The 21,212-nt window shown below is 42.8% G+C and carries 19 protein-coding genes; 12 read left to right on the top strand and 7 right to left on the bottom strand.

What is annotated here, in order from left to right:
* Positions 1–89 precede the first annotated feature (89 nt).
* The 3 genes from AAFN85_RS28285 to AAFN85_RS28275 all read left to right on the top strand — a co-directional run bounded on the left by AAFN85_RS28285 (position 90) and on the right by AAFN85_RS28275 (position 4,279).
* Complete coding sequence (locus tag AAFN85_RS28285) at positions 90–953, top strand: HD domain-containing protein (RefSeq protein WP_347531330.1); 864 nt, start codon at positions 90–92, stop codon at positions 951–953.
* A gap of 102 nt (positions 954–1,055) precedes the next feature.
* Positions 1,056–3,530, top strand: coding sequence for a glycoside hydrolase family 95 protein (locus AAFN85_RS28280; protein ID WP_347531329.1), 2,475 nt, complete (start codon positions 1,056–1,058; stop codon positions 3,528–3,530).
* On the top strand, positions 3,527–4,279 hold the full coding sequence (locus AAFN85_RS28275) for a GDSL-type esterase/lipase family protein (protein ID WP_347531328.1): 753 nt from the start codon (positions 3,527–3,529) through the stop codon (positions 4,277–4,279). The genes AAFN85_RS28280 and AAFN85_RS28275 overlap by 4 nt, the downstream gene beginning before the upstream one ends.
* Positions 4,280–5,013: 734 nt before the next feature.
* Here AAFN85_RS28275 and AAFN85_RS28270 read toward each other — a convergent pair.
* Positions 5,014–6,246 (bottom strand): outer membrane beta-barrel protein, encoded by a 1,233-nt coding sequence (locus AAFN85_RS28270; RefSeq protein WP_347531327.1) that lies wholly within the window; start codon positions 6,244–6,246, stop codon positions 5,014–5,016.
* Positions 6,247–6,864: a sigma-70 family RNA polymerase sigma factor gene (locus AAFN85_RS28265; protein ID WP_347531326.1), complete on the bottom strand. Its 618-nt coding sequence runs from the start codon at positions 6,862–6,864 to the stop codon at positions 6,247–6,249. It lies immediately after the preceding gene.
* A 394-nt stretch (positions 6,865–7,258) separates the two neighbouring features.
* Here AAFN85_RS28265 and AAFN85_RS28260 point away from each other — a divergent pair, with 394 nt between their 5' ends.
* Positions 7,259–8,122, top strand: coding sequence for a hypothetical protein (locus tag AAFN85_RS28260; RefSeq protein WP_347531325.1), 864 nt, complete (start codon positions 7,259–7,261; stop codon positions 8,120–8,122).
* Positions 8,123–8,180: 58 nt separating this feature from the next.
* Here AAFN85_RS28260 and AAFN85_RS28255 read toward each other — a convergent pair whose 3' ends face one another.
* Positions 8,181–8,579, bottom strand: coding sequence for a hypothetical protein (locus tag AAFN85_RS28255; RefSeq protein WP_347531324.1), 399 nt, complete (start codon positions 8,577–8,579; stop codon positions 8,181–8,183).
* Between the two features lie 168 nt (positions 8,580–8,747).
* On the opposite strand from AAFN85_RS28255, the gene AAFN85_RS28250 reads away from it, so the two are divergent.
* Positions 8,748–9,014 carry a CHC2 zinc finger domain-containing protein gene (locus tag AAFN85_RS28250; protein WP_347531323.1) on the top strand — a complete coding sequence of 89 codons (267 nt, stop codon included), beginning with the start codon at positions 8,748–8,750 and terminating at the stop codon, positions 9,012–9,014.
* A 142-nt stretch (positions 9,015–9,156) separates the two neighbouring features.
* Positions 9,157–9,735 carry a sigma-70 family RNA polymerase sigma factor gene (locus tag AAFN85_RS28245; protein ID WP_347531322.1) on the top strand — a complete coding sequence of 193 codons (579 nt, stop codon included), beginning with the start codon at positions 9,157–9,159 and terminating at the stop codon, positions 9,733–9,735.
* 222 nt (positions 9,736–9,957) lie between these two features.
* Here the strand turns inward: AAFN85_RS28245 and AAFN85_RS28240 are convergent, their stop codons facing one another.
* From AAFN85_RS28240 to AAFN85_RS28225, 4 genes are all read right to left on the bottom strand, one after another.
* Positions 9,958–10,734 (bottom strand): hypothetical protein, encoded by a 777-nt coding sequence (locus tag AAFN85_RS28240; RefSeq protein ID WP_347531321.1) that lies wholly within the window; start codon positions 10,732–10,734, stop codon positions 9,958–9,960.
* Between the two features lie 82 nt (positions 10,735–10,816).
* Entirely contained in the window at positions 10,817–12,259 is a 1,443-nt protein-coding gene (locus AAFN85_RS28235) for a hypothetical protein (protein ID WP_347531320.1), read from the bottom strand.
* A gap of 159 nt (positions 12,260–12,418) precedes the next feature.
* Entirely contained in the window at positions 12,419–15,706 is a 3,288-nt protein-coding gene (locus tag AAFN85_RS28230; RefSeq protein WP_347531319.1) for a TonB-dependent receptor, read from the bottom strand.
* Positions 15,707–15,796: 90 nt separating this feature from the next.
* Entirely contained in the window at positions 15,797–16,801 is a 1,005-nt protein-coding gene (locus tag AAFN85_RS28225; protein ID WP_347531318.1) for a FecR domain-containing protein, read from the bottom strand.
* Between the two features lie 237 nt (positions 16,802–17,038).
* Between AAFN85_RS28225 and AAFN85_RS28220 the strand changes: the two genes are divergently transcribed.
* From AAFN85_RS28220 to AAFN85_RS28195, 6 genes are all read left to right on the top strand, one after another.
* Positions 17,039–17,311, top strand: a complete 273-nt coding sequence (locus AAFN85_RS28220; protein ID WP_347531317.1) for a hypothetical protein — start codon at positions 17,039–17,041, stop codon at positions 17,309–17,311.
* Positions 17,312–17,411: 100 nt separating this feature from the next.
* Positions 17,412–18,794 carry a S41 family peptidase gene (locus tag AAFN85_RS28215; RefSeq protein WP_347531316.1) on the top strand — a complete coding sequence of 461 codons (1,383 nt, stop codon included), beginning with the start codon at positions 17,412–17,414 and terminating at the stop codon, positions 18,792–18,794.
* A 115-nt stretch (positions 18,795–18,909) separates the two neighbouring features.
* Positions 18,910–19,359, top strand: a complete 450-nt coding sequence (locus AAFN85_RS28210; protein WP_347531315.1) for a GNAT family N-acetyltransferase — start codon at positions 18,910–18,912, stop codon at positions 19,357–19,359.
* A 127-nt stretch (positions 19,360–19,486) separates the two neighbouring features.
* A complete protein-coding gene (locus tag AAFN85_RS28205) occupies positions 19,487–19,843 on the top strand; it encodes a hypothetical protein (RefSeq protein WP_347531314.1) in 357 nt (118 codons plus the stop codon).
* Positions 19,844–19,866: 23 nt separating this feature from the next.
* Complete coding sequence (locus AAFN85_RS28200) at positions 19,867–20,340, top strand: DNA starvation/stationary phase protection protein (protein WP_347531313.1); 474 nt, start codon at positions 19,867–19,869, stop codon at positions 20,338–20,340.
* A gap of 120 nt (positions 20,341–20,460) precedes the next feature.
* Positions 20,461–21,159, top strand: a complete 699-nt coding sequence (locus tag AAFN85_RS28195; protein ID WP_347531312.1) for a LytTR family DNA-binding domain-containing protein — start codon at positions 20,461–20,463, stop codon at positions 21,157–21,159.
* Positions 21,160–21,212 lie beyond the last annotated feature (53 nt).

The raw sequence follows: 21,212 nt of genomic DNA, 5'->3' as shown, positions 1-21,212 counted from the left end.
GTCGATTGATTTTTGCTAAAAATATTAGTATTTATAATTAAAGTTCCTAACTTTACAACGTAACTGGTACAAACATTGGTAATACTAATATGATGCAACTTAATGATATCCTATACGGTGAGTTTGAGATAGAACCGGTGCTAATCGATTTGCTTAATTCCGCCCCAATGCAAAGGTTAAAAAATGTACACCAGGGTGGGGCTATTTTCCTGATTGATCCGGCAATTAACCATACCCGTTACGAGCATTCGGTAGGGGTAATGTATTTGGTAAAACACCTTGGCGGTAGTATGGAAGAGCAGATCGCTGCTTTGTTGCACGATGTTTCGCATACCGCCTTCTCGCATGTTGCCGATTATATTTTTGATAATGCTAACGAAGATTATCACGAAAGCATTTACAAACAAGTGATCATGAGATCTGAGATCCCGTCGATTTTAGAAAAGCATGGTTTTGAGCAGGGAATTTTATTTAGAGAAGACTACAGCATACTCGAACAACCGCTGCCAGATCTTTGTGCGGACAGGGTTGATTATACGCTTCGTGACCTGTACCACGCCGGATTAACCAGTATTGACGATGTTCGCCGTTTCTTATCTCAATTGGTTTTGCAGGACGGGAGAATGGCTTTAGTAAGCATGGAAACAGCCGAATGGATCAGTAATAAATTCACCGAACTGAACAATGAATACTTTAAAAAGCCCGAGCATGTTTATGCTAATATTAAGCTGGCAGAGGTGCTACGAAATGCTCTTGAAAAAGAAATAATCAAGAAATCAGACCTGCTGAAAGACGATTTTGAAGTATTGGCCCAATTACAATCAGATCCGGAAAGCTCCCGTAAGCTGGAAGACATCAAAAGTATGGCGCGTTTTAAACAGTTTGCTGTGGCTGGCGCATCAGATCGTTTTAAAAGGCGCGAACTGCATCCCGCTATTTTGTGTTGCGCCTGAAAATTGTAGTTGCCTACGTTTTTGCGCATAAAAATGCCAATAAGCATTATTTTTTATCGCGATGGCATTGTTATACTTGTAAAAACAATTGTAATCTATTTTATGAACCAAGGTCTGAAAGCAACATTAATGTTAGTGGTTGCACCACTATGCATGCAACTCGCCGCCCTTACTGCCAACGCGCAAAACAACACATTATGGTATAAACAACCTGCAAAGGAATGGACTGAAGCCCTCCCTATAGGTAATGGTACGTTAGGTGCTATGGTTTTTGGAGGTGTTGATGATGAGTTGCTGCAGCTAAATGAAGCCACCTTATGGTCGGGCGGGCCGGTTAAGAAAAACATTAACCCCGAGGCGTTTCAACACCTGGCACAAGTGCGCGAAGCCTTATTGAAAGAAGATTATCAAAAAGCGCATGATCTTACTCAAAAGATGCAGGGTTTGTACTCTGAAAGTTTTTTACCACTTGGCGATCTGCATATCAAACAAACTTTCGGCGGCGCAAAACAAGGCGCTTACTACCGCGACCTGAACATTGGCAACGCGGTGGCTACCACAAAATATACGGTAAATGGTGTAAATTATAAACGCGAGATCTTTGCTTCAGCACCTGATAAGGTTATTGTGATCAGGATCTCGGCCGATAAACCTAAACAACTCGATCTCAAAATAAACACAGGCAGCCAACTCCGTTTTCAAAAAAGTGTTATTGGTAGCAACGTTTTGCAACTGGCCGGTAAAGCCCCCGCGCATGTTGAACCAAGTTATGTTGATTCGAGCAACCCGATTGTTTATGCCGATGATGATAAATGCCGAGGCATGCGTTACGAATTATTGGCCAAAGCCGTAAGTAACGATGGCAAAATAACTTCCGATACCAGCGGTATTATTGTAAAAGGCGCATCGACAATTACGCTGTACGTTACAGCTGCAACCAGTTTTGTAGCCTATAACAAATGCCCCGATGGCAACGAAAAAGTAGCCGAAACTTATCTGAACAACGCCGCTAAAAAAACATATGCGCAATTACTTGCAGCCCACACTGCCGATTATCAAAAATATTTCAACCGTGTAAGCCTTAATCTGAATAATGGCAAGGGCAATCATGGTGAGTTGCCTACCGATAAAAGGTTGGCCGAATACAATAAAAACAACGGTGCCGATCCGGGTTTGGAAGCTTTGTACTTTCAATATGGCCGTTACCTGTTAATCAGCAGCTCACGTACCAAAGATGTACCTGCCAACCTGCAGGGCATCTGGAATAAAGAACTTCGCGCGCCATGGAGCTCAAACTATACCAGCAATATCAATGTGCAGATGAACTATTGGATGGCTGAAGATTGTAACCTTTCTGAAATGCACACGCCGCTGTTTCAATTGATAAAAGGTTTATCTGAAACAGGCGGTGAAGTAGCCAAAAGCTATTACCATGCGCAAGGCTGGGTAACACACCACAATACTGATCTTTGGGCTATGGCCAACCCGGTAGGAGATTTTGGTAAAGGCGAACCAAAATGGGCCAACTGGGCTATGGGAGGTGATTGGCTTACACGCCATTTATGGGAGCATTACCTGTACACTGGCGATAAAGAGTTTTTGAAAAATACTGCCTACCCATTAATGAAAGGCGCTGCCGAATTTACTTTAGATTGGCTGGTACCTGATGGTAAGGGGCATTTGGTTACGGCCCCTTCCATGTCGCCCGAGAATGATTTTATATACGCTCCCGGTAAAACCGGCGAGGTTTCCGTTTCCACTACTATGGATATGGGCATCATCCGCGATCTGTTTGATAACCTCGTAGCTGCAAGCAAAATATTAGGGGTTGACGCGGATTTTCGTAATAGGCTTATCGCCAAAAAAAGTAAACTGATTCCATACCAAATTGGCAGCAAGGGACAATTGCAGGAATGGTACAAAGATCAGGAATCTCCAGATCCGCACCACCGTCACGTTTCACATCTATATTCGGTTTATCCGGCTAACGAAATTTCGATAGCTAAAAACCCCGAACTGGCTGCCGCTGCCAAAAGAACTTTGGAGCTGCGTGGTGATGAAAGTACAGGCTGGAGCCTGGCCTGGAAGGTAAACCTTTGGGCGAGGTTGAGAGATGGTAACCACGCCTACAAATTATACCGCGACTTGCTAAGGCTTACCGGAACCAGCGAAACCAACTATAGCGAGGGTGGGGGACTTTACCCTAACATGTTTGATGCCCATCCGCCATTCCAGATAGATGGTAATTTCGGCGGCACATCAGGCTTAGCCGAAATGCTGCTGCAAAGCCAAAACAATAATATTCATTTACTACCTGCATTGCCAGACGCATGGGGCGCAGGCCAGTTGAAAGGCTTAGTAGCAAGAGGCGCTTTTGTAGTAGATATGAAATGGGCCGCCGGGAAAGTAACCAACGCAAGCATTCTATCAAAAACAGGAGGCACCTGCCGTGTAGTATCTTCATCAAAACTAAAGGTGACTGGTGTAGCCGCCGCGCCATCTAAAGTAAAAGAAGGATATGAGTTGGTGTTCAATACTCAAAAAGGTAAATCATACCAGTTAACCAGCGCCCTATGAGCAATACCAGGAGAGATTTTTTAAAGAAAACTTCGCTTGCGGGAGCAGCTATGGCTGTTCCGGCTTTAGTTTCTGCATTCCCAAAAGCAGGACATGATCTATCTGATGATGCGAAGGGAAAGGTCATCCTTTTTCAGGGCGATTCGATAACCGATGGCGGGCGCAGTTTTGATAAAGACTGGAACCATGTGTACGGTCAAGGTTACGCTTATCTAATTACAGCACGCACCAATTTTGATTATCCCGGTAAAGATTATCAATTTTTTAACCGCGGCATCAGCGGTAATACAGTAAACGATCTGGCCAACCGCTGGCAAAAGGATACGCTGGATCTCAATCCCGATGTATTAAGTATATTAATTGGCGTTAATGATGTGCACAGGATAGTGATGCAAGGCGATAAGGCTACCGTTGAAGATTTTGAACATGCTTACGATAAACTGCTAACCGATACCCTTGCCGCCTTACCTAACGTTAAACTGGTTTTGCTTGAACCATTTATTTTACCATTGGGCATGGTAAACAAAAATGCTGAACTGTGGACTACCGAGGTTAAAAAGCGACAAGCGGTTGTTAAAACCCTCGCGTTAAAGTTTAACGCGGTTTATGTTCCGTTGCAGGAGGTATTTAACAAAGCCCTCCAAAAAGCACCGGCTGAACACTGGATTTGGGATGGCGTTCACCCTATGCCAGCAGGACACGAATTAATAGCCCGCGAATGGTTGAAAGCAGCGAAAAAGCTACTTTAATTGGGATATTATTTTGATTATCATCTTAGAAGCTGTTTAAAAACGAATAAATTCTCCCACGTCATTGCGAGGAAGTAAAAGCGGTTGCCTCTTAAGTATATATTACATTTGGGGGGTGTGCCTGTCACTCTGAGCTTGTCGAAGAGTCGCGCGCAGAGGCCCTGCCCACCATGCTTCGATAGGCTCAGCATGACACCCATTTTTAATTATTCATGGGTTGTAAATAAAAGCCGAGGCCTCTGAAGGAGATATGACACTTCTCCGCCGTCGTGTCGTACGCTGGTTAGCGGATCGGCATTCCACAGGACAAGTAGCCGCTTTGCTTAGCAAGTGGGATGCTGAAACAAGTTCACTGTTGTCCGGGGAAAGGTTTTTCAAAAAGTTTTACCGGACAGCCGGTATCGAAATAGCTGCGATATTATACACTAAAAACTTTTTGAAACACTACAACGCAACCATAAACGGTCTAACCGCAGGAAAAGCTTAGTTTCGATTAAATTTTTACCGGACAGCCGGATTTTAAAAAGAGATTCAATAATTTAAAAACACAGGGGGCTTGCATTTAAAACAGCATAAAAAAAGGCCTTTTTGAGGCCTTAAAAAAGGTTTTTAGATAGGAAACGAAAGTTCCCCGGACAACAGTGAAACAAGTTCAGCACGACCTTAATTTTATTATGTCATGGGTAGGCGCGGAGTAATCCCCGACTAAAAAACGTGATGTTTTCGCAAACAGATCATTTGTTAAACGAATGTATATTCCAGTTAAAACCAACCGCTACCCCTGCCGATTTCAGATTTACCTGCCCCAAGCCTATCCGGCTAAAAGGTAGTTTAGCATAAGGCTGCACCAATAACCCAAAGCGGCTGTTTAATTTATGCTGATAAGTAGCCTGAATGTTGAATACTCCAAACAGATGCTGGTTACGGTTGCTAACCTGTAGCTGTGCCGGAGTAGCCGAAGGATCGGCAAAGGCGAAGCTATACCGTTCGTTCAGCATAAAATAAGATGACACGCCAGCACCTACCGAAAAATCGTTACCTCCCTTTTTAAACAGCTGATAATCCAGGTTAAGCGGAATATCCAGCACCTTGCAATTGGCCATCACATCCTGCGGTTTCGCTGCCCACATGGTGCGCCACCAGGCTGGGTTGCCCGACCGGTAATTACTAAACCCGGTTTCATAAGGCTTAATAGCATAAGCGGCTCCCGTAGTTACGCTTAATTTTGACGTTAGCTTAACCGATGCTTGTACAGAAAAGTTACCACCGGTTTGCGCTCCCTTAAACGAGTTTACCCCATTAACATCAGGCGCGGCTAAAATGGCCAATGTTATTTTTGGTCCGCTGAATGAATGTTGCTTTTTGGCTATACCGTTTTTAATTGGAGGCGCAACTGTTAAGGGTGTATCAACGCTTGCGGTAGTATTAGCAGTGAGGTTTGTATTGCTAACCACGGTATCTGTTTTTATCACGTTTGCATCGGCCAGCTTATTGTTGGTTTCCGTTATTGTATCATCTGGCTTGTCGGTAGTGCTATCTAACGGCTGTGTTGATGGCGCAACGGTTTTGCTACTCCTCGATTTAGCCATCGTATAATCCCGGGCAGAAATAACAGTAGGCAGAACCGGATTTTTTAAAACAGGTAGGGTATCCTGCTTTAAAGGCTTATTGATGGTTGTTGCATTATGCTGTAGCGTATCGGTTTTAACCGGGATAACAGCTATTTGCTGATCCCCGTTATCCGTATTTTTTACCGCGAAATGGATACCAATAAATAATAACAAACCAGCGGCTATACCTGCTGTTAGGCGGTACAACCATATAATGTTGTTTTTTTTTACGGGTTCCTGTACCAGCAGGCTTTCCATCATCTCCCATTCTTCCTCAACGAAAACGGGTTGCCTGTTGCTTAGCGCGAAGCTTTCCCTAAACAGGCTATCTATTTTATTTTTATCAGAATGGTCCATTTATTTGTTATTAATAGAGGTATTTAATTTGAAGGGACTGGCGTTGTCGTGAGCGCTATAACCACTGCCATAAGTGCCCGGCAGGGTAGAAGCGGCCAGGATCATCTTCCGTAATTTCTCCCTCGCTTTAAATAAATTCGATTTTGATGTACCATCACTTATCCCCAGCATTTTTCCTATCTCTTCGTGTGCGTAACCTTCAATGGCATATAAGTTAAATACCGTACGGTAAGCCTGAGGCAGTTGCTGCACCATAGCCAGCAGATCATCATAGGCCAGTTTATGATCGGGCAATTCGTGATTGCTCATTACCTCTACCTCGTCAATGTCATCGGCATAGGCCATTTTAAGGTTGCTGCGATAATAATTAATAGATGTGTTGATCATGATCCGCCCTAACCAGGCTTTGAATGGCTTATTGGTATCAAACTGTTCAAGCTTGGTAAAAACTTTCAAAAAGCCTTGGTTCATGATCTCCGATGCTTCATACCTGTTGCCGGCATACCGTAAACAAATACCCATGGCAAAGCCATAAAAAGACTTATATAACAGTTTTTGATCCTTCCGATCTTGTTTCAGGCAACCTGCTAATACTTTTTGTAATTCTTCTTCAACCATTGGGGGCGTTTTGGTTTACGGTATTTGTTTTCCATTGTGAGGGTATCACAGCAAAACCGGGCAAATGGTTGCCTCGCCTTTTGAAAAAAAATTAACAGGAAGAAATATCAGTTTGCAGTTTTAAGTAGGCAGTGGGCAGTTGTTGGTCTGAACCGGGATTTGGGGGGATTTTTAGGATGGATAGGATTTTGTTTTCCCTGCGGGCGTGTCTTCACGTCCCGTAGGCCTGTTTTTTATCCCATTAATCTCAAAAATCCACCCAAATCCCGGTTCAGAAAAATTTAGCATCCCCAGCAGCTCAATCGTTTAAATTTTTTTTTCACTACAAGCAACGCATCCCCATATCGCCTTGTAATGCTTTCGAAAAACAACCAAAAATCAAATCTTTTAAAAAATGAAAACGAAAAATCTGCGCTATTTAGCTATAGCTTCTTTTATCTCGGCTGCTACTATCTTCAGCTCATGCTCAAAAAACAATGATAACAAACCAACAACGCCTACGCCTGTTGCAGTTACAGGTGTGAAACTTACTACCGATGCTAAGTTCGGTGCCATAATTACGGATAATGCAGGTCGCGCGTTGTATGCTTTTGCCAAAGATGCCGGGACTACTTCAAATTGCGTTGACGGCTGCGCGGTAACCTGGCCAGTATTTTACAAAGCAAATCCATCAATTGGTACAGGTCTTGATGCAGCCGACTTTGGCGTAATTACCCGTGCCGATGGTTCAAAACAAACCACCTACAAAAATTGGCCACTATATTATTTTATGAATGATGCGGCTCAGGGCGATGTAAAGGGCGATGGTGTTGCCGGTCTTTGGGTAGTTGCTAAAGCCGATTATACCGTGATGGTTGCTTCGGCGCAACTTGTTGGCCACGATGGTGCAAACTATAACGATCAGGGTATAGCAGGCACAGGCGCGTCATCATACCTTACCGATGCCAAAGGCCATACACTTTACTTGTTTACTAAGGATGCGTCGCAAAAAAACAATTTTACCAAATCTGATTTCAGCAATGATGCTGTTTGGCCTTTAGATAATGTTGATGCTATCGGCAGCATTCCATCAATACTTACCAAAGGCGATTTTACATTGATCAACACTTTTGGCAAATCGCAATTGGTTTATAAAAATCACCCATTGTACTTTTTCGGCCAGGATGCCGGTGTTAAGGGTAGTACAAAAGGTGTTAGTTTCCCTACGCCGGGTGCTGCTATCTGGAAAATACTTAATAGCGGTACACCAGCTTTGTAAGAGTTTTCTTTTAGTGTTAACGGGTGGACAATGAAAGTTGCCCGCCCGTTTTTATTTACTATTGTTTGGCCAGGGTGTAAATATCAATATTACCGTTGCTGTAAGTTTTGGTGATCACCACATTTTTGCCGGATGATTTAAGCTGATAACCACCATTTAATATCAGCGACCAATCAAACTCTGCCGTCCACATACTTTCGTTTTTAAAGCTGATGCTGTCGCCTTTAATGCTGAATGTACCCTCGCTTAAAGCCGGATATTTGGCTATTTGCGATTGCCCGTTCCACTTATCGGCCGAAAAATTTAAAGTTACATTGGCCACGTCTCCCGCGCCAGAAACCTTGCGTTGAAAGGTACCTTTATAAGTTCCGTTAAGATTGGCAACCGGTTCGTTCGCTTTTTTGCATGAATTTGCCGAAACAACCGCTAATAAAATAAAGCTTAATATCAATTTCATAATTATACAGGATTTATAACGGATTACGGGAAGGGTGGGCAAATCGCTACATTATGGCGGGGAAATGCTGTAATGCCCTGTTGAAAAGGTGCTATTTTTCAACAATTCCGCTGTGCTTTGCGGTAAAGATTTATTTTCGCGGTCTGATTAAATATACTACTGCACAACATGTCTGCATCTCATTCCCTGTCGCCGGTACAGGCCGATCTTGTACGAATTGTTTCAAAATATGTATTGCTTGAGGCCAGTCGCCGAAACCTGAAAGGCCGTTGCCCTTTTCATAAAGACCAGGCAACATCACTGATGGTATCGCCCGAAAAAAATATTTTTCAATGCTTTGGCTGCGGCAAAGGTGGTGGCCCGGTTGAGTTTGTAATGGCCATCGAAAATAAAACCCGCGAAGAGGCTATCCAGTTGATAGCAGGGGCTAATTAATTTAGATAGCGGGAACTTATCTTTTGATTATTGGTTAGTTGTATTTATTATTTATAAGATAGTTTGTAATACTTATAAATATCTTTAGGTTTTAACATTCAGTTAATATGATGCGGGTAATTTACATACGTAAAACCTGCATATGAAATTAACTGATAAAACCGCCCGGTTAACTCGTTTCGGAGATATTTATAACCAAACCTTTAACACACTCAGGAGTACTTTTTTAAAACTCACGCGCGACGAAGAGCAAACCAACGATCTGCTGCAAACGGCTTACATTAAACTATGGGAAAAGCTTGATGAGCTTGAAGATCAGGGCAATTATGCCCCCATATTATATGTTTACGCCCGCAACGCTTTCAGGGACGAAGTGCGAAAAAAATGCCGTCACGAAATAGCCCAGGAAGAATTAGGTTACCTTGCAGTTGGCACATCAAACACAGTTGCAGGTAATACCGAACTGAAGGAGTACGAGGGGATAGTGCAGCGTATTATTGAAAAAATGCCTTTAAAGCGCCAGCGCGTTTACCGTATGTTTAAGGAGGATGGGCTGAGTTATAAAAATATAGCCCTTAGTTTAGGGATCTCCCCCAAAACAGTTGATAATCATTTAAATGAGGCTTCGAAAGAGATTAGGCGGCAGGTAAAGCTTGCTTACGAGGTTGGTAGCCTGTCGTCAGTAACCGTGGTGTTATTAACCGAATTACTGAGGGGCTGATATAAAGCGCTGAAAAACTACAACACAGTTGTTCGGTTTTAATTAATTCAAAAAATATCAACCGCTGGTTAATATTAAAATTACATAGAATTAATAGCTAAAAAATCTTATTTTTGCAGATATCCCCGGATAAGAAATTACCTGATGGATAAATTGCATTTTTAAAAAAAGCCGGTGATTTGGGGCCGGCTTTTTTTGTTATATATGCTGATTGTTTTTGAGTTATTTGATCTCTGTATCGTAAATAACAGTTGAAATAAAAGTGCCACTTCCAGGGTCTTTTAATATCCCTAACGACATCACCTTATTGGATATGAATACTGATCCTCCTGTCAAATCAAAATATATTGTCGGGAAATCTGTTAGAATGTCAACCAATTTTTCGTTGTTAGCAGCGTTAAAAACTTCAAAATAATATCCACCAAAGCCATCATCAACGTGTTTTGGTGGCGGTAATTCAAGATAAGGAGTAAATCCTGTTCTGCTTATTCCTTTTACAGCAGTTACCTCGTCCGTAAAATAGTCTCCTGCCTCGTTGTAGTAAATTTCGTAAATTTTCATATTCAATACTGGTGGCAACGATTTATCAAGGTTAACAAACTGCACCAAACTATTACCGGCCGCGGGTTTCGTGCTGCCATCATAGCCTCCTCCAATAATTTTCAAATCGCCGGTGTACAAAAATGTCAGTTTTGAGGTTATGCCTTCTATATCTAAAGTAGTATCGACTACGGGGGTGCCCGATTTACCAGGTTGATATATCTTAATTTTACGCTTACCTACGTATGTTTTAATGGTTTTGGTAGCCGATGGTGCTTTTAGCGTATCTGTTATTTTTCCATCAACATCAACTAAAAGGTTGCCTACTTCGGCAGTAGTTGTTGAACTAATGTTGAAGCTTCCGTAGCTTTTAGCTTCTATAAGTTCCCCGTCTTTTTTACAAGCAAAAAAGAGTTGACTGATCAATGTAATTAAAAACAGGAGTTTGATTTTTTTCATAAAATTAATTTAAAAAGTACCGTAGGCTTATGCCCACGGTACTCAGAATCTTTTAATTATAACCGCTCAGAATAAATTTTAATTAGTAAGCATTGGTGAAAGGCTCGTAAGAAGCCCAACCACCGCTATCCCAACGGGCAGCAGATTGTAAACCAAATGCTCCTAAATAAGCAGGAGTAGTATCAAATGCTGTGAAAGTACCACCTGGGTGAGTAACAGCTAAACCGGTAAATACCGCACCTGTTCTGATACCTGCCGGTGCAGATGCCTGGATTCTCCAATCAGGAGCAGTTGCGCTGAACGGAAGAACCAATTTGATTGTGTTGTTAGGATTAGCACCAGTTAATGAAGTAACAGCAGTTGAAGTTGCAGCGGTACCTGTAACAGCAGAGCTATAACCATGTACATAGCTGTTTGAATATTCGCTGCCGGTAGTGTTAATTAAAGTTGCGCCGTTATCAAAGCCAAAGTTAATTGAGTTGCGTACTTTATAGCTTGAGTTTACACGGAACAAATGACCGATACCTGCAGACGGACCTGCTGTAGCACCGCCAACAAAGGTAATGTTTGATAAAACCGCTTGTGTAACGCGGGTAGGAAATGAACCACCTGTTGTAGCGATAGGAGCAGAGATGTTATTACTTTCGATACCGTTAGGGCTTGATGAAAAAGATTTGGTTAAATCTTTAGCTGCAAGGGCAAACTGGATTGAACCCTGGAAACCTTGGTCAAAATCCAGATCATCATCATCATTACCATAAGAGATCAGGTATTTAGCGTTTACCGAACCACCGAAAAATTCAAAACCGTCATCAGCACCATAAGAAGTTTGTACGTGATCGATAGTAGTACCTGCACCAACGCCACCTAAAGTAAGGGCGTTAAGTTCGTTACCAAGCTCAACGTCAACAATTACGCCGGCAAATTCAATACGAACGTTTCTTAAAATACCTGAATTATCAAGTTCGGTTGAACCACCGTAACCGATAGCGTCTTTACCTGCTAAACCTGCAGGGATTTGTGCTGCCGGGATACCTTCAATTTGTGGTTTAGCCTGGTTGGTTGGCGCTTTACCTAAAAGTACCACACCGCCCCAATCGCCTTTGTTACGTTGGCCGGCTGGTTTAGATGATGTAAATACGATAGGGTTAGCAGTAGTACCCTGCGCATCGATCTTAGCACCTCTTCTGATTACCAGGTAAGATGGGAAACCGCTTGTTGTAGATGTAGCAGGTAAGCCTTTTACATAAGTACCAGGTTGGATTGTGATGGTAACTAAGCTATCAACAAAGGTTGGGCCGTTAATAAACCATACTTTATCGCTTGTAAGGGTGATATTGCTGGTGATAAGGCCGCTGATGGTACCGGTAGCTGTTGGCAGCGTGTGGGTATCAGGAAATAAAGCTTTTGATGAACGGTCGAAATCACCATTTTGAGTGTTAACGGCCGCTTCTTTTTTACAGCTGCTTAAGCCTAAAGCTGCAGCAAGTACAAATAAACTGATAGATTTAAATTGCATTTTCATAGTATGCGTTTTTTTAAATAAATAGAAATTTGGTTCTGTTTATTCAATTTGGGTTTTTAATTGGCTTCACCTTTTAAGCCGGTAAGCTGCTCGGGCTTTTTTGTTTTTAGGTAGATGTGTTGTGTTCCTTTCTTTTTAAAATTTATATGATGGTTGTAATTAAAAGCGATAAATAAAATTGAGCGTAGATGTAGTGCCGTACTGCCAGGTATATATCTTAGTATCGTACTTAGCATTATATTTTGTGCCTTTAGGGTCAATTTGTTCGGCCGGCAAAGGTTCTTCACTGGCACCCGGGTAAGGCTGCACCGAGGGGATTAGCTGGGTATTATCCGGATTAGCTGATTTATAGTGATTCCTGTAATAAAACATCTGGCTGTTCAACAGGTTGCTCACATTTAAACGAAACTCGGCTTTGTTATCCTTCATAAACTTGTAGCTCAACTGCAAGTCAATCACATCTCTACCGTTTTCATACAGATCTTCCGATCTGTCGGGCGATGCGAATACGATGCGTCGGCCAAAGCGATTGTAGGTAGTATTAAAGCCAAAATGCTTACCGGTGTATAATATGCCCGCGTTAATAATATAGGGTGATTGGCCTATCAACGGGCGGTTACGTTTAGCCGACACTAATTTACCATCAGGGTCTTTCGTAAATGCGTTTCCGAGGTCGACACTGGCATCTATGTAGGTAAAGTTGCCCGAAAGATATATGTCTTTCAAAAAGGACGAGGGAGATATAAAATTTAGCGATTTACGGGCATCAATCTCAAAACCGGTATTTTTAGCCGATTGCAGGTTTACATAATATTGGTAACGTGATGCTGATGTGGATACCACCACCTCAATAGGGTTGGTAAATTTTTTATGAAAACCCGAAATTGACAGGATCTCGCCGGGAGAGGGGTAAAACTCATACCTCAAATCGTAATTTTGCACCGTGGTACGCTTTAGGTTACCTCCGCTTACTGATGCAAACAGGTCGTAATCAAAATAGCTAAAAAACGATAGCTCTCTAAAATCGGGCCGGGCTATGGTTTTGTAATAAGCGGCCCTGATATTCATTTTAGGGTTTAGGGCATAAATGGCGTTAACTGATGGTAGCCAGTCGTTATTTTTTGATTGGATCAGGCTGTCAACAAGTGGGTACACTCCGCCAGGAAGGGCCTTGCCGCGCGTGGTTGTAAAAACATTTTGCTGGTTGCGTTCGTACCTTACACCGGCAATAAGACGCAGGTCTTTAACAGGTTTCACATCAACCATGCCGTAAAACGAGTTTAAATTTTGCCTGCCTTTATAACCGGTGCCGGCATCATTTCTGGTTATACCGTTTCCCTGCGCAACGGTGGGAAACAAAAACAGGCTTCCGTTGGCAAATTGGGACGAGTTGTAAACATCATAATATGCTAAGCCGTCATATCGATTGTCAAAAAAGCCATCGGTGTTTTTAATGCGATAAAAATCGGCCCCAAAATCGGCGCGGCGGTAACTGCCTTGGTAGCCCAGTTTTACTGTGTGGTTTAGCTGGTTAAAGCGGAATGGGAAACTAAGGTTGCCTTGCCATGTATAACGTTTCTCGGCAAGATTTGAGTAAAATATATTGCCGTTACTAAAGCCTCCGTCGTTAAAATTATAAAAGTAATAATCAGTATTCTGGATGTTTTTGGTGCGATATTGGTACATAAGCCTGGTAAAAGGCTGATCACGGTTTACAGTGGCCAGGGCAAAACCATAATCAGCCTTTATGCCGCGTTTGCCTAAAGTATGCTCGCCGGTAAAATTGGTTTGAAATAGCTGGTTAATAACCGTTTGATTGCTATAGGCGTTGGCGTAAACGCTATTTTCCTCATTATTACCCGAAAACGTAAAATATTTATCATTAAAGCGGCGGTTATAAGTGTTTTTGAGGGTGAATTTATTTTTACCGCTGGCATAGCCAAGGTTTATGCTTCCGCCCCAAAGTGTATTGAATATATAATCTGTGCCCTTATAATCTCGTGTTCCTAACTGGTTAACATCATGCTGGTTATTGAGCTGTTCATTACGGTAGGTGAGGGCTGCTACGATGCCCAGCGTTGAATTATCCTTAAACGGAAAGCTGTGCGCTGCCGTAAACTGGTAGCTTTGAATGGGCTGGGCGGTGTATTTACGTAAAGCCCAGTTATCGGGTAAGGTGCTCAAAAACTTAGCGCCTTGTGCCTTTTGATTGGCTGTTGCGGTGTTGCCTGCAATTAGCAAGGCTAAATTATCATATTCGCCCAGGCTCATACCCGTTGGCTTACGCTGATAATCATTCGCAAAGCCGAAGTAGTTGGCCGTACCACGGTATCCGCTTATAAAATCCTTACCGGTAGCGCGGCTGTTATAGCCGCCGCCAATGGTAAGCTGCACATAATTTTCGTCGGGGATATCTTTGGTGGTTATTTGCACCAGCCCGCCGGTAAATTCGCCGGTCAGGTCGGGGGTGGCGGTTTTGTTTACAACGATGTTATCAACCAGCGAACTCGGGATCACATCGAAAGCAAAATCGCGACGATTTGGTTCGCTGCTTGGTAATGGTGAACCGTTAAGCATAACGTTGTTGTAACGATCGCTCATACCGCGTACTACCACAAACCGGTTTTGGGATACCTGCAAACCGCTAACACGGGTAAGCACTTGCGCGGTATTGTTATCGGGCGTACGGCTGATCTGTTCGGCGGTGATACCGTCAGACATCGAGGCATTGTTTTTCTGCCTGGCGTAAAGGCCTTCTACAGATGCTTTTTTGTAATCGGATTTGATCACCACCTCGCTCAACGCGTTTTGGGCCGGTTTCATGGCAATATCTAACAAGGTGCTTTTATCAGCATTAACTAAAATGGCCGAGATGCGTTGCGATTGGAACGAGATGTAAGTGATTTCGATAGTATAAGTGCCCGGCGCAATTACAAACAGGTACGAACCATCGGGCGCGCTTTGGATGGCCTTATTGGCTTCTACCAGTTTAATGGTAGCGCCGGGGAGGGTTTCGCCCTTATCGTCAAGTACTTTACCGGTAATTTTACCGTCTTTTTGTTGTTTGGATGGAGTTTGTATTGGGCGTTTTTCAATCCGCACCGATATTTCTTTCCCTTCCAGATCATATTCGAGCGAAAGGTTTTTCTTTAGGTCGGTTAGTACATTGCCCATGGGGGCGTTGCTGAATTTTAGGTTATTGACCTTTACTTTTTTAGCGGCTTCTTTATCGTAGAAAAAATCATAGGTCGATTGTTTTTTTAACTGTACCAGTACGTCATCTAAATTGGCTGCAGCAATTGTAAGGCTTACCGGGTTACGCAGTTGGGATACGTTAGCCTGAGCGTTTGCCTTGGTTACAGCATAAAACAGAACAAAAAAGATGATAAGAACGATGAACGGGTATTTTTTTTGCTTGAAGAAATTATTATTAGTAATTACGTACATAAATTTTTGGATAGCGTTTTTCGAGAACTCATTTCAAAATTTAACCGGGGATACCGTTGCCGCGGTATTCCCAATTTTTACAGAAAGGGCTTAGTTATTTATCGTGTACTCATGTTCCCCTTTCTTTTTAAACTTCAGCCCGTGAATGAACAGCACGCGGCGTAAAACCTCGTCGGGTGTGTTGCGGGCGTATGCACCTGTTATCATTTTGTTTTGTAGCACCGAGCTATCTTTCAGGTCGATTTGCACAGCGTAAGCATCAGCAATTCGTTTAATTGCAGAGGCCAAGGGAACGTTGTCAAATACCATTTTGCCGCTGGTAAATGCTTCCATTTTGCCATCGATAGCCACACTGTGTACATCGATATTGCTGTTGTAATTGTTATAGCTTAATAGTTGTCCCGGTAAAAGCACCCTGTGTTGTGTGCCAGATGTTACCTGTACTTTGCCGCGTACAAGTAGTACATGGATGTTTTTTTCGGCTTTATAAGCAGTGATGTTGAAGGCCGTACCCAAAACCCGGGTAACAATATTGCCCGATGTTACCCTGAATGGTTTATTAGCATCATGGCTTACATCAAAAAAGGCCTCGCCGGTCATGCTGACTTCCCTGCTGGTATCGGCAAAGTTGTTTTTACTGTAGCTAATGGATGAGTTGGGGTTAAGCCATACCTGTGTACCATCGCTCAAAACAATTTTATGGGTAAGCTTTTCGCGGTTGCTGATGGTAACCAGTTGTTGCGCCTGTCCGTTTTTCCTGTTGCTGCCCAGCCAATACACCATACCAACTACCATCAATAAAGCCAGGCTTGCCGCCACGCGGTAGGTTGTTGCAGGCTTCCAGCTGATTTTCCAGCTGATTATTTTACGTTCGGCAGGTTTGTTGATAATGGCACTAAGCCGGGCAAAAAAATCCTTTTTAATTCCCTCCGAGGTTTCAATAGGTTTGCCTTCAGTAGCCTGTTCCATAATATACTCATCCAGTACCGATTGATCATCCTGTTCCAGGTAGGCTAATACCTGTTTCTTTTCATCGAGTGTACAATTGCCCTCGAAATATTTTTTGAGTAATGCTTTGGTGATCGTATCGGCCATGTGGTGGTGTATTTCCGTTTTTATTGGTATTACGCCGGGGAGAGGGGGATTCCCTATTGGTATTTGAAGTTTTTTTGAAATAGTTTTTTTAGATCACTTGAACGCCATTATCAGATGCAAGGAAACCAAATCGCGATACGGCAGCCTATGTTGGTTCGTGTTGATAGAAATTAAATAGATGCGTTTAGTCCCTATATGTGTCCTGTAGTATTTTGTTAGTATTTAACTGGTCGGCATATGATTAGCATCATTATATTTTTATTTTTGTTAGAGATGTCAAGATTAATCGTAGATATTGAGGACGAAAAAATGGAAAAAGCTGTTAGAGCCATTTTTGATGCCTTGGGATTAGACTACGCGGAACAGCGGTCTGACATTCCTGAAAAATCACTTACCCTGTCGGAGCAAGTCATCTATGATCGTTTAAAAAAATCCGCCCGAGAGATCAGATTATATAAAGAGGGAAAGATTAAATTGCAGGATGCCGGTGATTTATTGAATGAGTTATAAGGAATCAAGGCTGAAAATATCGTAGAATATAAAAATATCATTCTTCAATAGGGAATAGGGCTTTTGCCAAACGTATCATAGACAAGTACAATACTATCTGATGAAAACGAAAACCCCGCGCTGTTTCCCTCTTTTCTATTTAATGCTGATAATAACCTGTTTATCGTGTAAAAAGGATAATGTGCCATCCAATAACCTATCTGCCACTCAAAAATGGATTTTGGATAGTATGCAGGTATATTATTACTGGAATGAAGCTTTACCTAAAAGCCCAGCCTTGGGCACATCGGCAACGTCATTTTTCAAAAGCCTGCTCAACAGTGCCGACAGGTTCTCCTACCTGGATGATCCGGATGAAGTAAAAACAGAATATTCATCATTTGGCTATTACGGGTTTGATTATGCTATACTCACTAATACTGCTGCACCCAGTGGGTTAGTTGCCACAGTAACCCTGGTAGTACCCGGCGGCGCGGCTTACAAAGCAGGTTTAAAGCGCGGTGACTTTTTTACCGCTGTTAATGATATCGTTATTAATAGCACAAGTATTAACAATATTCAGCATATCCTTAAGCAAGGCAGTCCTGTTAAACTGCAATTGGCCAGCCTGAATGAAGGCGCTTTTATCAACGCGGGTACGCTTAGTTTATCCGCCCAATATTTTACAGAGCAGCCTGTATATCTCACTAAAATATTCAGCTCGGGAGGAAAAAAAACAGGGTATGTTTTTTATGATGCTTTTAACGGCGTTTTCGACCGGAACATGCTCGATTCTTTATCAAAATTAGGCACTGCAGGCATCTCAAACCTCATTATCGATCTTCGCTACAATCCCGGCGGAGACGTTTCATCGGCGGCGAAAATAGGGGGGATGCTAACCAACACAGATGCTGATCAAACCTTTGTTATATACCAGGCCAATAAAAACGGGGGCAGAAGCAACCGCAGTTTCCAACAAACCATGTTGGAGAACGATTATCAACCGCAATCATTTTCGGATATTAAAAGCAGGCGTTTAAACCTCGAAAAAGTGATCGTATTAACCACCGCCGCTACAGCTTCATCTGCCGAATTGCTGATCAACGCCCTCAAACCTTATACGTCTGTTATACAAATAGGGCAAACAACAATAGGCAAGGATATGGCCAGCTTTGCCATTGGTGATGAACGTAAGCCGGCACAGATAAATCTTGTTCTACATCCGCTGATATTTAAGTTATACAACGCTAACGGAAAAGGCGATTACAGCAATGGCTTAATACCCGATTATACCGTTGATGAGTTTGCAGAACTACCCCTCAAACAATTTGGCGACCCGGCAGATCCGCTGCTGAACCAGGCGCTTCAATTAACCGGAAATGTTACCACGTCAATAAACACCAACGCGATCAAGGTAAAAGTTAACGCCTTTATAGCTTATCAATCGGCAATTGAACGGGCTAAAAAATCTGCTCCAATCAATGTTCATCGTATGGCGAGGTAAGTGATTTTATGCAAAGAGTACTATAGTTTTTCCCTTCTGCACAAATTCATACCTTAGCGTATTCGCACAAAGAAAGCTTTGCGGTTTCCCCTTTGTGCGAAATAAGATTTACACCATGAGCTACACCCACATCTGCAAGCCTTTTAACGATCTCACTGTTACCGAACTATACCAGGCGCTAAAACTCCGAAGCGAGATTTTTGTAGTGGAGCAAAACTGCGTGTTTCTTGATCAGGATGATAAAGACTATGCCTGTCATCACCTGCTATTATTTGATGAAGAACAGGAATTGGTGGCTTACGCCCGTATAGTGCCCGCAGGTAAATCATATCCCGAAGCATCCATTGGCCGAATAGTTAGCAGCAGTAAAGTAAGGGGCAAGGGAGCAGGAAAAGTATTGGTGCAGTTGGCCATCGATATTGCTAAAAAACTGTACGGTGATGTACCGCTCAGGATAGGAGCGCAGCTTTATGCTGTTAAATTTTACGAGATTTTCGGTTTTAAAGCCGAAGGCGATGTTTACGATGAGGACGGCATCGATCACATCGAAATGGTGTTGGTTTAAGTAGCTGTTTAAACATCATCCTACTCAAAATACCTTTTACCGATTCAAACTGCCCGCTCAACGAATTTAACTGCGGGCTTTAAGGCCGTGCGGCTAATTTTATGGTACCAAAGTAAAACAGGATACCATGAAAACATTGCTTTTACCACCCGATCCCAGAGATATCACCAAGCACAGGTCTGCCAAACTAAAAACCGTTTCAAAATCTGATCCGGTTACACACGAAGGTTTTTCCTGGAGTAAACTTACCGCTAAGCTTTTTCCTGATGATACTGCTGAAAACTTAAGCACTACCGAAGCCGTGGTCCGTGGCGCCATGGTGTTTACTATGCCCGTACTTTCGGCTGTTGATTGGAATTATCATACCCACACCATGTTGCTGATAGCCCCGGTTATTTTTTACCTCGAAGTAACTGCCTTCACCATGTATTGCCCTATTAAACGGTTGTTTAGCAATTACAGCCATCCATCACGCATCGAATAGATCACAATAAATCAAAACGCTTTATGAAAACCAACATCGGAATAAACGAAGCCGACCGCAAGGCCGTTTCAGATCAGTTAGCCAAATTACTGGCCGACGAGTTTGTATTATACACCAAAACCCGCAATGCCCACTGGAATATTGAAGGCCCGGATTTCCATGCCATGCACATCTTTTTCGAGCAACAATACAATGAGCTTGATGAGGTGATGGATAGCGTTGCCGAACGCATCCGCAAAATTGGCCATTACGCGCCTGCTACTTTAACCCAGCTATTGCAGCTTACCCACTTAACCGAAAAGCTCGACCATAAAAACGATAGCCTCGGTTTTATTAAAGAACTGCTGCAAGATCATGAAAGTATCATCGAATTTATCCGCGGCAATATCAATGCTTTTGCAGGCGATTACAATGACGCAGGTACCAGCGATTTTATTACCGGACTGATGGAAACCCACGAAGGCATGGCCTGGATGCTGAGGTCGCATTTCAGATAAGCAATACCCCACTATCATAACCACTTATTGCCCCACAAAACGGCCTTCCCGTATTGGGAGGGAGGGCCGGGGCAAAAAGCAAAATATGCTTATCTTAGCATAAAAAACCACCTGCCTGTAATGACCAGCTTAATTGTTGACGATAACCCTATTGCCCGTGCCACGCTGAGCCATTTGGCCAGCCAGGTTACAGATCTTGATGTAATTTGCGAGTACTGCAGCGCGATGGAGGCTTATAACCACCTGCAAACCCAATCTGTCGATCTGCTTTTCCTGGATATCGAAATGCCCGAAATGGACGGGCTGGAGCTTACCCGCAACCTTAAAAATAAAGATCTGGTTATCATTTTCACCACATCAAAAAAAGAGTACGCCGTAGAGGCCTTTGAACTGAACGTTGCCGATTACATGGTAAAGCCCGTTACGCCCGGCAGGTTTTTACAGGCCGTAAACAAAGCCCGCGAAATTATTGAAAGCCGCAAAGATGATGATGTACAGGTAAAAAACGACGAGTTTATTTTTGTACGCGATTCAAACATCACTCGCAAACTAAAACTTGATGATATTTTGTATGCCGAGGCTATGGGCGATTACGTAAAGTTTTATACCCCAAAAAAAGAATACGCCATACATGGCACGTTAAAATCGGCCGAAGAGAAACTGCCTTCCGCAAGGTTTATCAGGGTGCACCGCTCGTATATCATCGCCATTGATAAAATAGATACCCTGCAGGATGGCGGACTGGTAATTGGCGGTAAATTTTTACCAGTGGCCGATGCTTACCGCAAGGCGCTTAACAGCAGGATGAACGTTTTTTAGCCATCGTTAATTTAGGCCAGTTCACCGACAGATATTCCCCTGCCAACGATTTG

This window comes from Mucilaginibacter sp. CAU 1740, from assembly GCF_039839285.1.
GTDB lineage: Bacteria > Bacteroidota > Bacteroidia > Sphingobacteriales > Sphingobacteriaceae > Mucilaginibacter.
This window is presented reverse-complemented; position numbering and strand designations above follow the sequence as displayed.